A 12,244-nucleotide genomic window follows, 5' to 3' on the forward strand; every position below is an offset into this window, starting at 1 on the left:
CGATTACAGCGGCGGCATCGTCTCCAGCTCACCGTCCACCAGTTCAATCGCCATCACCAGTGCGTCTTCGCGTCCCTGCGCAGCAGGGTAGTAGCGGGGGCGCCGGCCGATTTCGTTGAAGCCTTCGCTGTGATACAGCGCCAGGGCTGGCGTATTGGACGGACGCACTTCCAGGAACACCCGCTGCGCACCTCGATCACCGGCCAGACGGACCAGCGCACGCAGCAGCTCACGGCCGAGGCCACGCGACTGCACCAGTGGATCGATGCAGATGTTCAGCACATGTGCTTCATCGGCAGCGAGGCTGAGCACGCCATAGCCGATCAACAGGCCATCGCGCTCCATGGCCAGGCCGGGGTAACCGGCACGCAGGCAATCCAGGAAAATGCCGCGGGTCCAGGGGTAGGGATAGCCACGCACTTCGATGGCCATCACCGCGTTGAGATCACTCTCGCGCAGTGCACGCATCGCCACCGGCCCGGGCTGGCTGACCGCACTCATGCGGTTCCGCCCTTGCGCAGCGCTCGCAGCTGCGGCCACAACGCGCGCTTGGCAGCAGGGTCGCGACGCAGTTGTTCCAGCGGCCAGCTTTCCATCAGCGTCTGTGTGGCCGGGTCGTTGGGATTGCAGCCCGACGCTCGCAACAGCGCGATCTGCAGGCGATCAGGCAAGCGCACCAGCGGCTGGCGCGCGTTTCCGGTGGGCAGCGGACGTGCAGCAGCCGGCACGGTATCCGGCGCCGCCACCGGCACGGCAGTGCGTGGCGGCGCGCGCTCGGGCCGCTGTTCCGGCGCAGGATCGCGCTGGTTGCGCGTGTGCTGCGTCGAAGGCGGAGCCGTGCGCGTCGGCTCGACCGCCGCAGGCATCGATGCCTCGGCTTCGGCCACGCTCAGCTGCAATGCCGCGTCCATCTCGGCGGCCAGCTGGCCGTCGTGATAGACGGTGTAGCCCATGGCCTGCAGCCAGGCCTGCTGGGCCGGGGACCACAACACGGGCAGGTCCTGACTCACGCTGCCTCGGGCTTCTTGCGCAGGCGCTGCACGCCCCACATCACCGGGCCTGACAGGGCGTAGAGGATGCCGACGACGAGCAACACACGTGGCAGATCGATCACCGCGATGGCGATGGCGATCGGCACCAGTGCCAGCACCAGGAACGGGACACGGTCTGAACGTGCACCCTCTTTGGCCGCGCCGCCCTTGAAGCTCCAGAAGCGGATGCGGCTGACCATCAGCAGCGCAGCGACAAGGGTCACCGCCAGCGCCACGAAGCGCAGCTCGTTGCCGTTCCAGCCCAACGTGCCATCGGCGAAGGCCCAGACGAAGGACATCATCAGGCCGGCGGCAGCCGGGCTGGCCAGGCCGACGAACCAGCGCTTGTCGACCACGGCCACCTGGGTGTTGAAGCGGGCCAGACGCAGCGCCGCGCAGGCGGCGTACAGGAACGCCACTGCCCAGCCCAGGCGACCGACCAGTTCACCGTCGTACTTCAGTTCCGACAGGGACCAGTGGTACATCACCAGCGCCGGCGCCATGCCGAAGCTGACCAGATCGGCCAGCGAGTCGTACTGCACGCCGAACTCGCTGCTGGTGCCGGTCAGGCGCGCGACGCGGCCATCGAGGCCATCCATCACCGCCGCCACGAACACGGCGATGCTGGCATTGACGAAATCCCCGTTGGCCGCGGCGATGATGGCGTAGAAGCCAGAGAACAGCCCAGCCGTGGTGAACAGGTTGGGCAGCAGGTAAATCGTGCGCGAGCGCGGCGGCGGTGTGATCGGGTCCATGGAATCCAGTTTAATCGACTTGCCAGCGGTCGGCGCCAATGCTGCAATCGGCGTTCTACGCCCATTCTGCGGAGTTTGCCATGCGTGCCCTGTCCTGCCTGGGTTGCCTGCTGCTGTTGGCCAGTACCACGGCGCTGGCCGGCCCTGTCTACAAGTGGAAGGACGCCAAGGGCGTGACCCAGTATTCGGAAACGCCGCCGGCCGGGGCCAAGTACGAGACCCGTGCCCAGGCCAGGACGCCGGTGGCGGACGCGGCGCCGGAGCCTGCCGCCGCGCCGGTGCCGGAGCAATGCAGCACCGCCCGCGCCAACGTGGCGCTGCTGGAGGGCAGCGGCCCGGTGATGCAGGACACCGATGGCGACGGCAAGGCCGATACCGCGCTTACCCCGGAACAGCGCAGCGCGCAGAAGGGCCTGGCCGAGGCGGCGATCAAGGCGTACTGCCCACCGGCGGGTTGAAGGGGGGATCGGCCGGGCGGCGCCCGGCACCCGCCGAATCAACGTCAACGTCAACGTCAAAAGCGGGCATTCCGTGGGATGACGGGGCGGTGTCGGATTGCGGGGACGCCGCAAGTACGTCCCTGTAGGCTTGGCAGCCGCATCCATGCGGCTGACACCCCGCAATCCGACACCGCCCCGCCTTCGACAGTTTCCCGATGGCCAGTAGATCCACGCCATGCGTGGATGAATCTCCATCGAAATCGAAGATTTCGACAATTGAACGAAGATCATCCACGCATGGCGTGGATCTACCGTGTCGACCAAGGTCGACACCCACCAAGAGCAGCCCATGCCATTCCGGCAGATCGCAGAAATCTGTCGAAGGCGGGGTGGGTCCGGTTGCGGGGGTGTAAGCGCCATGGATGGCGCGCCCAAGCCTCCATGGACGGATTCACGGCGTCCCCCGCAACCGGACCCACCCCGCCATCCCACAGAAATCCCGCTTTTGACGTTGCCGTTGCTCTGGCCTCTGCGGGTGCCGGGCGCCGCCCGGCCGATACCCCTCCCCCGGCCGGGCTGGCAGAATAGGTGTCTCTGCCGAAATCCGAAGCCGACGATGCGCCTCTCCCAGTTCCACCTGCACACCACCAAGGAAACCCCCAGCGACGCCGAGCTGACCAGCCACCGGCTGATGCTGCGCGCGGGCATGATCCGCAAGCTCGCGTCCGGCCTCTACACCTGGTCGCCGCTGGGCCTGCGCGTGCTGCGCAAGGTCGAACGCATCGTCCGCGAGGAAATGGACCGTGCCGGTGCCGTCGAATTCCAGATTCCGACCATCCAGCCGAAGGAACTGTGGGAGCAGACCGGTCGCTGGCAGAAGTTCGGCCCGCAGCTGCTGAAGATCAAGGACCGCAAGGAACAGACCTTCTGCTACAGCCCCACCGCCGAAGAAGCCGCCTGCGATTTCGCGCGCAGCGAACTGTCCAGCTACAAGCAGCTGCCGGTGAACTTCTACCAGATCCAGACCAAGTTCCGCGACGAGATCCGTCCGCGCTTCGGTGTGATGCGTGCGCGCGAGTTCCTGATGAAGGACGCCTATTCGTTCCACCTGCACGACGAAGACCTCGTGCGTGAGTACGAAAACATGAAGGTGGCCTACAGCCGCATCTTCACCCGTCTGGGCCTGGATTTCCGCATGGTACAGGCCGATTCCGGTGCGATCGGCGGTGACGCCTCGCAGGAATTCCACGTGATCGCCGATTCCGGTGAAGACGCGCTGGTGTTCTCCACCGGTTCGGACTACGCCGCCAACATGGAAGCGGCCATTGCCGCCGATCCGGCCGCGCGTGCTGCGGCCAGCGAAACGCTGCGCAAGGTCGAAACTCCGACCCAGAAGACCTGCGAAGACGTTGCCGCCCTGCTCGGCATCGACCTGCAGCGCACGGTGAAGTCGGTGGCGCTGATCGCCGGTGAAGGCAAGGCACAGCAGTTCGTGCTGGTGCTGGTGCGTGGCGACCACGAGGTCAATGAGATCAAGCTGGGCAAGGTTGCCGGCCTGGACGAGCAGCGCTTTGCCAGCGAAGCAGAGATCGCCGACTACCTCGGCAGCGTGCCGGGCTTCCTCGGTCCGGTCGCGCCGGCCAAGCCGATCCGCGTGGTCGCCGATCGCGAAGTGGCGGCGATGTCCGACTTCGTCGTGGGTGCCAACGAGGCCGGTTTCCACCTGGCTGGCGTCAACTGGGGCCGCGACCTGGCGGAACCGGAAGTGGCGGACATCCGCAACGTGCGTGCCGGTGATCGTGCGCTGGATGGCGGCGAACTGAAAATCGCCCGCGGCATCGAAGTCGGCCACGTGTTCCAGCTGGGCCGCACCTATGCGAAGGCGCTCGATGCCACCGTGCTGGACGAGAACGGCAAGGCCGCGGTGATGACGATGGGCTGCTACGGCATCGGCATTTCGCGTGTGGTCGCTGCAGCCATCGAGCAGAACCACGACGACGCCGGCATCATCTGGCCCGACGCGATGGCGCCGTGGCAGGTGGTGGTCTGCGTGATCAATCCGAAGGGCGACGCGGGCGTGGCCGATGCCGCTGCAGGCCTGCTGCAGGAGCTGCGCGATGCCGGTCTGGATGCCGCACTGGACGACCGCGGCCTGCGCCCGGGCGCGATGTTTGCCGACATGGAACTGATCGGCATCCCGCACCGGGTGGTGGTCAGCGAGCGCGGCCTGGCCGCAGGGACCTTCGAGTACCGCTCGCGTCGGGCGGCCGAAGCGGAGAGCCTGGACAAGGCCACCCTGCTGCAGCGCCTGCAGGGTTGATCGGAAAAGACCGGGGTATACCCCGGTCTTTTTTATGCCGGATGGCCATCCCCGGAAAATCGCAGCGGACATAATCCGGTCAAAATGGTCGCAACCGGGCCAGCCAGCCGACAGACGGTGACCACAACTGTTTGTGCTGGGATTAATTCCTCATTACTCTGTCCCGCGACGCCACGGACCGGCTCGTCCCTGTCCCTAAATTAGTTTCTGGAGTAATCGTTGATGAGCATCGACCTGACCGGCCTGTCGGCACGTGAGCTGGGCGCATTGATCCGCACAGCCAAGAAGCAGCAGACCATCGTCGCCAAGCGTCGCCCGATCACCAAGGTGCGTGCCCAGCTGAGCAAGCTGGCCAAGACCGAGGGTTACACCATCGAGGAACTGTTCGGTGATGCCCCCGCACCGCGCGCGCGCAAGGTCGCCAAGGCCACCAAGGCCCCGTCCAAGACCGCCGGCCGCAAGCTGGGCAAGGTTGCGCCGAAGTACCGCAACCCGGCCAACCCGAAGGAAACCTGGACCGGTCGTGGCAAGCAGCCGCGCTGGATGGCCGAGCTGACCGCCAAGGGCAGCAAGAAGCCGGAAGATTTCCTGATCAAGAAGGCCTGAGGCCTGATCGGGTTGCAATGAGAAACGCCGGCGAAAGCCGGCGTTTTTTCTTTGTCCGGCGTGTGGACCAACGGTCCACACCCACACCATTCAAGGGTGTGCGGACCAACGGTCCACACCTACAGCGTCTTGCGCGCCGGCATCAGCAGGTTGCCGAACAGCAGGCCGGCGACCAGCGCCATCACCACGTTCAACACGGTCAGGAACACGCTCTGGCCGGCACCCACGTCCTGTTGCTGGACCAGGGTCAGCACGCCGCGCAGGCTGGTGCTGCCAGGCACCATCATGATGATGCCCGGCAGGCGGATGATCGCGCCGGGACGGCCGACCACGCGCCCGAACAGGTTGCCGCCGGCGGTCAGCAGCATCGCCGACAGGAAGATGCCGGCCGGCGTACCCCAGGCATGACCACCAAATTTGGAGATCGCGTAACCGGCGACCGACGCGGCGATCACCCACGGATAGTCGCGGCGGTTGGCCTTGAACAACATGGCGAAGGCGAACGCCGCCGTCAGCAGCGAGCCCCACTCCACCCACGGCCCCTGGGGCCGCGAGGCACGGATCATCGGGTCCAGCCCCAGCACATCGGCCAGTGTCACCGCGATCATCGCGCCGACACTGAGCTTCATGATCGTGGTCAGCGCGCCGGCAAAGCGCGCGGTGCCGGACACCCAGTGCTGGCTGGCCAGTTCATTGACCGCATTGGTCAGTGACATGCCAGGCAGCAGCACCACCAGCGAGGCGATGATCACCGTATTGAGATTCAGGGCGCCCACGAACGTGGCGACCACGGTGGCGACCAGGCCGGCCAGCAGCGCCGCCAGCGCTTCGGCCGCTTCACGGCTGGCCGGGCGCTTGTCGGTGACCATGCCGAGCAGGCCGATCAACAAGCCGATGACGCCGGCGGTGGCGATGTCCAGCCACGGCAGCTTCCACATGCCTGCCACGCCGGCCGCACCAAGGGTGAAGGACAGGATGGTGCGCAGCTTGCCGCGCCGGCCCGGATCCTTGTCCAGCTGGCGCAGCGCGGTATGGCCCTGGGCAATGCTCATGCGGCCGTTGGCCACTTCTTCGGCGATCCCGTCAGCCACGCTGAGCTTGTGCAGGTCGTTCTCGCCGGGCGCCAGCCGGATCACCCGGGTGATGTCGCTGGAGCCGATGGCCTGCGCCGGGTCGCTGAAACTGAGGATGATGCCGGTGGGATTCGACCACGGTTCACAATCCAGATCGAGCTGGCGGGCCAATGCAACCACCGCCGCTTCCAGGCGCTGGGCCGTTGTGCCGTAGCTGTGCAGGCGGCCGGCGATCTCGGAAACGAAGGCCACGCGCTGCGCGTAGGTGGCCTGGGGCGTGGGGATCGTGTGAGCGTCTGCGGACATGCGCCGTAGTATTACCTACGTCAGGCTCTGCTGGAGAAATTCATCCTGGTTCGACGCGACGTGCAATTCAGAACGGTTATGCTGCGACCCGAATGGCCCCCATGACCCCGACCCACGCCCCCCAGCTCGAACAGGACGCTCAGGATCCGGGACTGATCCGGCTGTCCGGCCACTGGACCCTGAAGACCGCGCTGGCCGCGGCCGAAGTGCTGCGTGGCGTTCCGGACACGCTGACCGGCATCGACGCCACCGGCATCGAGCTGCTCGACTCGGCCGGCGTGCTGCAGGTGCTGCGCGTCGCCCATCGCGCTGACCTGAGCGAAGACGCACTGCAGTTCCGGCCGGACCACCAGGCGCTGGTGTGCACCATCGAAGAAGTCGCCGACGACCGTCCGAAGCCGAAGCGTGACTTCGGCGTGCTGGCGGCGCTGGAGCGGCTGGGCGTCAGCGTCCATGCCACGGGCCACAACATCAAGGCGCTGTGCAGCTTCCTCGGTGAGAACCTGGTCAAGGCCGCACGCCTGGTCAAGGAACCCCGGCGTTTCCGCCTGACCGCGACCGTGCATCAAATGGAGCAGGTCGGGCTGGACGCGGTACCACTGGTGGCGCTGCTGTCCTACCTGGTCGGCGCAGTGATCGCCTTCCTCGGTTCTACGATCCTGCGCGATTTCGGCGCGGAGATCTTCGTGGTCGAACTGGTGAACATCGCCTTCCTGCGCGAATTCGCCGTGCTGCTGACCGCGATCGTGCTGGCCGGCCGCACCGCCAGTGCCTTCACCGCGCAGATCGGTGCAATGAAGGCACGCGAGGAAATCGATGCGATGCGCACCCTGGGGCTCGACCCCATCGATCTGCTGGTGCTGCCGCGCCTGGTCGCGCTGCTGGTGACGCTGCCGCTGCTGACCTTCATCGCGATGGTCGCCGGCCTGGCTGGCGGTATCACCGTCGGCGCGTTCGATCTGGATATTCCGCCGCAGATGTATATCGCGCGCATGCACGACACGATGGAAGTGCGGCACATGCTGGTGGGGCTGTCCAAGGCGCCGGTATTCGCGCTGGTGATCGGCCTGATCGGCTGCCTGGAAGGCCTGAAGGTCGAAGGCACCGCGCAGTCGGTCGGCGAGCGCACCACCTCCAGCGTGGTGCAGACGATCTCGCTGGTGATCATCATCGACGCCTTCGCGGCGTTGTGGTTCATGCACATGGACTGGTGACATGAGCACGCATCCGATCCCCGACGAAGTGCCCATGCAGGACGACGAAGGCCACGACCTGGCCATCCGCGTGCGCGGGCTGGTCAACCGCTTTGGCAGCCAGACCGTGCACGAAGGGCTGGACCTGGACGTGCGCCGTGGCGAGATCCTTGGCGTAGTGGGCGGTTCGGGCACCGGTAAATCGGTGCTGATGCGCTCGATCCTGGGCCTGCGCGTGCCGGATGAAGGGCAGATCGAAGTGCTCGGCCGCGATGCGCGTGCCGATGACGCCGAGAGCCGCCTGCACATCGAACGCAATACCGGCGTGCTGTTCCAGGACGGCGCCCTGTTCTCGTCGCTGACCGTCGGCGAGAACGTGCAGGTGCCGCTGAAGGAACACCACCGCGAACTGCCCGAGCGCTGGCACTACGAGCTGGCCCTGCTGAAGGTGAAACTGGCCGGCCTGCCAGCCGATGCGATCAACAAGCTGCCCTCGCAGCTGTCTGGCGGCATGCGCAAGCGCGCTGGCCTGGCACGTGCGCTGGCGCTGGATCCACCGCTGCTGTTCCTGGACGAACCCACCGCCGGGCTGGACCCGATCGGTGCGGCCGCGTTCGACCGTCTGATCAAGACCCTGCAGGAAGCGCTGGGGCTGACCGTGTTCCTGATCACCCACGACCTGGACACGCTGTATGCGATCTGCGACCGGGTGGCGGTCATCGCCGACCGCAAGGTGGTGGCCAATGCGCCGCTGCCGGAAATCGAGAGACTGGATCATCCGTGGATCCAGGAATACTTCCACGGACCCCGCGCGCGCGCCGCGCGTGGCGAACAGATCGAGAGTGCCTGAGCCATGGAAACGAAAGCCAACTACGTGCTGATCGGCGCGTTCACCCTGATCACCGGCCTGGCCCTGCTGGCCTTCGGCCTGTGGGCCGCCAAGTACTCCTCCGACCGTACCTGGCAGGAATACCGGGTAGTGTTCCGCGAGGCAGTGACCGGCCTGTCGGTCGGCAGCCCGGTGCAGTACAACGGCATCGCGGTGGGCTCGATCACCGAACTGAACCTGGTGCCGGACGATCCGCGCCAGGTGGTCGCACGCATCCGCCTGAACTCGACCACGCCGGTCAAGACCGATACCCGCGCCAAGCTGGCGATCACCAGCCTGACCGGCCCGTCGATCATCCAGCTCAGCGGCGGCACGCCGCAGTCGCCGGCGCTGACCACGGTCAACAAGGACCCGGCACCGATCATCCCGACCACGCCGTCGGCGCTGCAGAACATCACCGACGTGGCCAACCGCATCGTCGAGCGCATGGACCAGATCCTCAGCGACCGTAACGTCGCCTCGATCAACGCCACTTTGGCCAACCTGGAAACGATCAGTGGCGGCCTGGCCGACCGTGACCAGGGGACGCAGTCGCTGCTGCTCAGCGCGCGCGACGCCGCGCGCAGCCTGGACACCACCCTGAAGACCACCAACGGCACCATCGAGCGCCTGGACAAGAACCTGGTGCAGCAGTTGCCGGGCATCATCGACAAGCTCGACGCCACCCTGGCCAAGCTTGATTCGGCCGCCGGCAATGCCGATTCGATCCTTGGCGAGAACCGCGCCGCCATCAACAGCTTCGCCAATGACGGCCTCGGCCAGCTCGGCCCGACCCTGGGTGAACTGCGTGGCCTGATCCGCGACCTGCGCCGGGTCAGCGACCGTCTCGAGAACAACCCCGCACGCTACCTGCTCGGCCGCGACGCCCCGAAGGAGTTCGAACCCAAATGAGCCCGACCACCCTTCCGCGCCTGTTGCTGGCAGCGTCGCTGGCCACCCTGCTGGGTGGCTGCTCGATCCTCGGCAGCGGCGACAAGAACCCCGTCACCCTCTATTCGCCGGCCGTGCAGGTCAAGGTCGACCCCAGCTGGCCGCAGGCCGACTGGCAACTGGTGCTGGCCAAGCCCAGCGCTGCACGCATGGTCGACAGCCCGCGCATCAACGTGCGACCGACGCCATCGGAGCTGGAGATCTACAAGGGCGCCAGCTGGGCACAGCCGGCCACCGACATGATCGAGGACACCCTGCTGCGCGGCTTCGAGGATTCCGGCCGCATCCACGGCGTGGCCCGCGTCGCTGCCGGCATCCGCGCCGACTACAAGCTGTCCACTGACATCCGTCGCTTCGAATCGGACTACCAGGGCCAGGCAACGCCAACGGTCGTCATCGAGATCAACGCCAAGCTGATCGACGTGACCAACCAGCGGGTGGTCGCCGACCGAACCTTCCGTCAGCTGCAGCCGGTAGGCAGCACCGACGTGTCGGCAGTGGCAGCGGCGTTCGAGCGTGGCCTGCAGCAGGTAGCGCAGGACGTAGTGGGCTGGACGCTGAGCAGCGGGCAGAACGACAAGCAGGCACTGAAGCGCTGATTGACCACCGCTGCACTCGCCGGGCATGGCCCGGCGCTACCCCGCGCGGTTCCGGTAGCGCCGGGCCATGCCCGGCGGCAGCCCTCAGCGCGGCGTGATCCAGCGGAACGTCAGGTTGATGCGTTCCCCCTGCACCCGCGCCATCTTGGGCAACGCGTGCTGGTAGTGGCGCTGGGTAGTGCCGCCCATCAGCAGCAGGTCGCCATGACCCAGCAGGAATTCCGCCTTGCGCGTGGTGTCATCGCGACGGCGCAGCAGAAAGCGGCGTGCCGCGCCGAGGCTCAACGAAGCAATCAGCGGCGCCGGCCCCAGCTCGGGCTCGTCATCGCTGTGCCAGCCCATGTAGTCAGTGCCGCCGCGATAGCGGTTGAGCAGTACGCTGTTGAATCGACCGACGCCCTGTCCCTGCAGCCGATCGCGCAGCGGTGACAACAGGGGCGGCCACGGGTGGGGCACGAACTCGGCACCCGAATAGCGGTAACGCGCCTGCGGATCACCGATCCAGCAACTGAGCCGTGGTGAATCAACCCAGTTGCCGAACATGCGGATGCGGTGAATCTCCCAAGGAACCGCTTCGCACAGCGCTTGCAACAGCGCGTCTGCGTCCCCCGCTGGCAACCAGCCCGGCAGATGGCGGACGTCAGCATCAGGCAGGTCGTGGGGAAACAGCATGGGGGATTCAGGGAGAGGGGGCAGCGACGTGCCGCCCCGTGGATGCTCAGCGGCGCTTGAACGCAACGCCGGTCTTTTCCTTCAACTCATCCTCGCCCACACCCGCGGCAGTCTCTACCAGCACCAGACCGTCATCGCTCACATCGAACACCGCCAGGTCGGTGATGATGCGATCGACCACGCCCACGCCGGTCAACGGCAGCGTGCACTCGGACAGGATCTTGTGTTCGCCGTTCTTGGCGGTGTGCTCCATCAGCACCACCACCCGCTGTACGCCAGCCACCAGGTCCATCGCACCGCCCATGCCCTTGACCATCTTGCCGGGCACCATCCAGTTGGCCAGGTCGCCCTGGTCGGTCACCTGCATTGCACCCAGGATGGCCAGGTTGACGTGGCCACCGCGGATCATCGCGAAGCTGTCATGGCTGCCGAAATAGCTGGCCCCTGCACGTGCGGTGACGGTCTGCTTGCCGGCATTGATCAGGTCTGCATCGACTTCGTCCTCGGTCGGGAACGGGCCGATACCCAGCAGGCCGTTCTCCGATTGCAGCCACACGTCCACGCCATCGGGAATGTGATTGGCCACCAGCGTCGGCAGGCCGATGCCCAGGTTCACGTAGGCACCGTCGGTCAGTTCACGCGCAGCGCGCGCCGCCATCTCATCGCGGGTCCATGCCATGTCAGTTGCCCTCCGCGCGGATGGTGCGCTGTTCGATACGTTTTTCGGGGGTGGGGTTGTGCACGATGCGGTGCACGTAGATGCCCGGCAGATGCACCTGGTCCGGATCGATGCTGCCGACCGGCACCACCTCCTCCACTTCCACGATGCAGACCTTGCCGGCCATCGCGCAGGCCGGATTGAAGTTGCGCGCGGTCTTGCGGAACACCAGGTTGCCGGCCTCGTCGGCTTTCCAGGCCTTTACCAGCGCCACGTCGGCACGCAGCGCGGTTTCCATCACGTAGTGCTTGCCGTCGAACTCACGGGTTTCCTTGCCTTCGGCCACCACCGTGCCGTAGCCGGTAGCGGTGAAGAAGGCCGGGATACCCGCACCACCGGCACGCAGGCGTTCGGCCAGGGTGCCCTGCGGGTTGAACTCCAGCTCCAGCTCGCCGGCCAGGAACTGCCGCTCGAACTCTTTGTTCTCGCCCACGTAGGACGAGATCATCTTCTTGATCTGCCGGGTTTCCAGCAGCTGGCCCAGGCCGAAGCCATCCACGCCGGCGTTGTTGGAGATCACGGTCAGGCCCTTGGCGCCACTGTCGCGCAACGCGGCGATCAGTGCTTCAGGAATACCGCACAGGCCGAAGCCACCCACGGCCAGAACCTGGCCATCAGCGACCACGCCCTGCAGGGCATCCGCCGCAGAGGCGAAACGCTTGCTGCGCGTGCCGCTGGAAGTCGATTGCTGCATCTCTACTGCCCTACCCGG

Annotated in this window: 14 protein-coding genes; 7 read left to right on the forward strand and 7 right to left on the reverse strand. The window is 66.3% G+C overall.

Translation table 11 applies throughout. The features are described from left to right. Positions 1-3: 3 nt before the first annotated feature. The 3 genes from rimI to pssA are packed head-to-tail and all read right to left on the reverse strand — an operon-like array spanning position 4 to position 1,786. Positions 4-501, reverse strand: a complete 498-nt coding sequence (rimI, locus tag GIW57_RS09455; protein ID WP_089238655.1) for a ribosomal protein S18-alanine N-acetyltransferase — start codon at positions 499-501, stop codon at positions 4-6. Then, positions 498-953, reverse strand: coding sequence for a hypothetical protein (locus tag GIW57_RS09460; RefSeq protein ID WP_202908274.1), 456 nt, complete (start codon positions 951-953; stop codon positions 498-500). Before GIW57_RS09460 ends, rimI begins: the two co-directional genes overlap by 4 nt. Positions 954-1,006: 53 nt before the next feature. Further along, positions 1,007-1,786, reverse strand: a complete 780-nt coding sequence (gene pssA / locus GIW57_RS09465; RefSeq protein WP_100462840.1) for a CDP-diacylglycerol--serine O-phosphatidyltransferase — start codon at positions 1,784-1,786, stop codon at positions 1,007-1,009. An 80-nt stretch (positions 1,787-1,866) separates the two neighbouring features. Here pssA and GIW57_RS09470 point away from each other — a divergent pair, with 80 nt between their 5' ends. The 3 genes from GIW57_RS09470 to GIW57_RS09480 all read left to right on the forward strand — a co-directional run bounded on the left by GIW57_RS09470 (position 1,867) and on the right by GIW57_RS09480 (position 5,152). Next, positions 1,867-2,244 (forward strand): DUF4124 domain-containing protein, encoded by a 378-nt coding sequence (locus GIW57_RS09470; RefSeq protein ID WP_100465670.1) that lies wholly within the window; start codon positions 1,867-1,869, stop codon positions 2,242-2,244. Positions 2,245-2,842: 598 nt separating this feature from the next. Then, positions 2,843-4,546 carry a proline--tRNA ligase gene (locus tag GIW57_RS09475; RefSeq protein ID WP_100462839.1) on the forward strand — a complete coding sequence of 568 codons (1,704 nt, stop codon included), beginning with the start codon at positions 2,843-2,845 and terminating at the stop codon, positions 4,544-4,546. Between the two features lie 222 nt (positions 4,547-4,768). After that, the gene (locus tag GIW57_RS09480) at positions 4,769-5,152 is read left to right on the forward strand and encodes an H-NS histone family protein (protein ID WP_100462838.1); all 384 of its coding nucleotides are present in this window, start codon (positions 4,769-4,771) and stop codon (positions 5,150-5,152) included. A 119-nt stretch (positions 5,153-5,271) separates the two neighbouring features. Here GIW57_RS09480 and GIW57_RS09485 read toward each other — a convergent pair whose 3' ends face one another. Further along, positions 5,272-6,531, reverse strand: coding sequence for a threonine/serine exporter family protein (locus GIW57_RS09485; protein ID WP_025878492.1), 1,260 nt, complete (start codon positions 6,529-6,531; stop codon positions 5,272-5,274). A 92-nt stretch (positions 6,532-6,623) separates the two neighbouring features. Between GIW57_RS09485 and GIW57_RS09490 the strand changes: the two genes are divergently transcribed. The 4 genes from GIW57_RS09490 to GIW57_RS09505 are packed head-to-tail and all read left to right on the forward strand — an operon-like array spanning position 6,624 to position 10,142. Beyond that, on the forward strand, positions 6,624-7,745 hold the full coding sequence (locus GIW57_RS09490) for an ABC transporter permease (RefSeq protein WP_202908249.1): 1,122 nt from the start codon (positions 6,624-6,626) through the stop codon (positions 7,743-7,745). A 1-nt stretch (position 7,746) separates the two neighbouring features. Then, positions 7,747-8,574, forward strand: coding sequence for an ABC transporter ATP-binding protein (locus GIW57_RS09495; RefSeq protein ID WP_236510248.1), 828 nt, complete (start codon positions 7,747-7,749; stop codon positions 8,572-8,574). A 3-nt stretch (positions 8,575-8,577) separates the two neighbouring features. Beyond that, entirely contained in the window at positions 8,578-9,504 is a 927-nt protein-coding gene (locus GIW57_RS09500; protein WP_100551507.1) for an MlaD family protein, read from the forward strand. Next, positions 9,501-10,142, forward strand: coding sequence for an ABC-type transport auxiliary lipoprotein family protein (locus GIW57_RS09505; protein ID WP_100462834.1), 642 nt, complete (start codon positions 9,501-9,503; stop codon positions 10,140-10,142). The genes GIW57_RS09500 and GIW57_RS09505 overlap by 4 nt, the downstream gene beginning before the upstream one ends. Before the next feature lie 84 nt (positions 10,143-10,226). Here the strand turns inward: GIW57_RS09505 and GIW57_RS09510 are convergent, their stop codons facing one another. The 3 genes from GIW57_RS09510 to GIW57_RS09520 are packed head-to-tail and all read right to left on the reverse strand — an operon-like array spanning position 10,227 to position 12,226. Continuing rightward, positions 10,227-10,814 carry an alpha-ketoglutarate-dependent dioxygenase AlkB gene (locus GIW57_RS09510; protein WP_236510251.1) on the reverse strand — a complete coding sequence of 196 codons (588 nt, stop codon included), beginning with the start codon at positions 10,812-10,814 and terminating at the stop codon, positions 10,227-10,229. 46 nt (positions 10,815-10,860) lie between these two features. Beyond that, on the reverse strand, positions 10,861-11,493 hold the full coding sequence (locus GIW57_RS09515) for a CoA transferase subunit B (protein ID WP_100462832.1): 633 nt from the start codon (positions 11,491-11,493) through the stop codon (positions 10,861-10,863). Position 11,494: 1 nt separating this feature from the next. Further along, positions 11,495-12,226 carry a CoA transferase subunit A gene (locus tag GIW57_RS09520; protein WP_089238633.1) on the reverse strand — a complete coding sequence of 244 codons (732 nt, stop codon included), beginning with the start codon at positions 12,224-12,226 and terminating at the stop codon, positions 11,495-11,497. Positions 12,227-12,244: the final 18 nt, after the last annotated feature.

Source organism: Stenotrophomonas sp. PA-6-5C, from assembly GCF_021605635.1.
GTDB classification, from domain to species: domain Bacteria; phylum Pseudomonadota; class Gammaproteobacteria; order Xanthomonadales; family Xanthomonadaceae; genus Stenotrophomonas; species Stenotrophomonas lactitubi.

Coding starts and splice junctions, on each gene's coding strand:
- GIW57_RS09495 (WP_236510248.1), top strand. CDS start 7,747: ATGAGCACGCATCCGATCCCCGACGAAGTGCCCATGCAGGACGACGAA.
- GIW57_RS09510 (WP_236510251.1), bottom strand. CDS start 10,814: ATGCTGTTTCCCCACGACCTGCCTGATGCTGACGTCCGCCATCTGCCG.
- rimI (WP_089238655.1), bottom strand. CDS start 501: ATGAGTGCGGTCAGCCAGCCCGGGCCGGTGGCGATGCGTGCACTGCGC.
- GIW57_RS09485 (WP_025878492.1), bottom strand. CDS start 6,531: ATGTCCGCAGACGCTCACACGATCCCCACGCCCCAGGCCACCTACGCG.
- GIW57_RS09515 (WP_100462832.1), bottom strand. CDS start 11,493: ATGGCATGGACCCGCGATGAGATGGCGGCGCGCGCTGCGCGTGAACTG.
- GIW57_RS09460 (WP_202908274.1), bottom strand. CDS start 953: ATGGGCTACACCGTCTATCACGACGGCCAGCTGGCCGCCGAGATGGAC.
- GIW57_RS09490 (WP_202908249.1), top strand. CDS start 6,624: ATGGCCCCCATGACCCCGACCCACGCCCCCCAGCTCGAACAGGACGCT.
- GIW57_RS09470 (WP_100465670.1), top strand. CDS start 1,867: ATGCGTGCCCTGTCCTGCCTGGGTTGCCTGCTGCTGTTGGCCAGTACC.
- pssA (WP_100462840.1), bottom strand. CDS start 1,786: ATGGACCCGATCACACCGCCGCCGCGCTCGCGCACGATTTACCTGCTG.
- GIW57_RS09505 (WP_100462834.1), top strand. CDS start 9,501: ATGAGCCCGACCACCCTTCCGCGCCTGTTGCTGGCAGCGTCGCTGGCC.
- GIW57_RS09480 (WP_100462838.1), top strand. CDS start 4,769: ATGAGCATCGACCTGACCGGCCTGTCGGCACGTGAGCTGGGCGCATTG.
- GIW57_RS09500 (WP_100551507.1), top strand. CDS start 8,578: ATGGAAACGAAAGCCAACTACGTGCTGATCGGCGCGTTCACCCTGATC.
- GIW57_RS09520 (WP_089238633.1), bottom strand. CDS start 12,226: ATGCAGCAATCGACTTCCAGCGGCACGCGCAGCAAGCGTTTCGCCTCT.
- GIW57_RS09475 (WP_100462839.1), top strand. CDS start 2,843: ATGCGCCTCTCCCAGTTCCACCTGCACACCACCAAGGAAACCCCCAGC.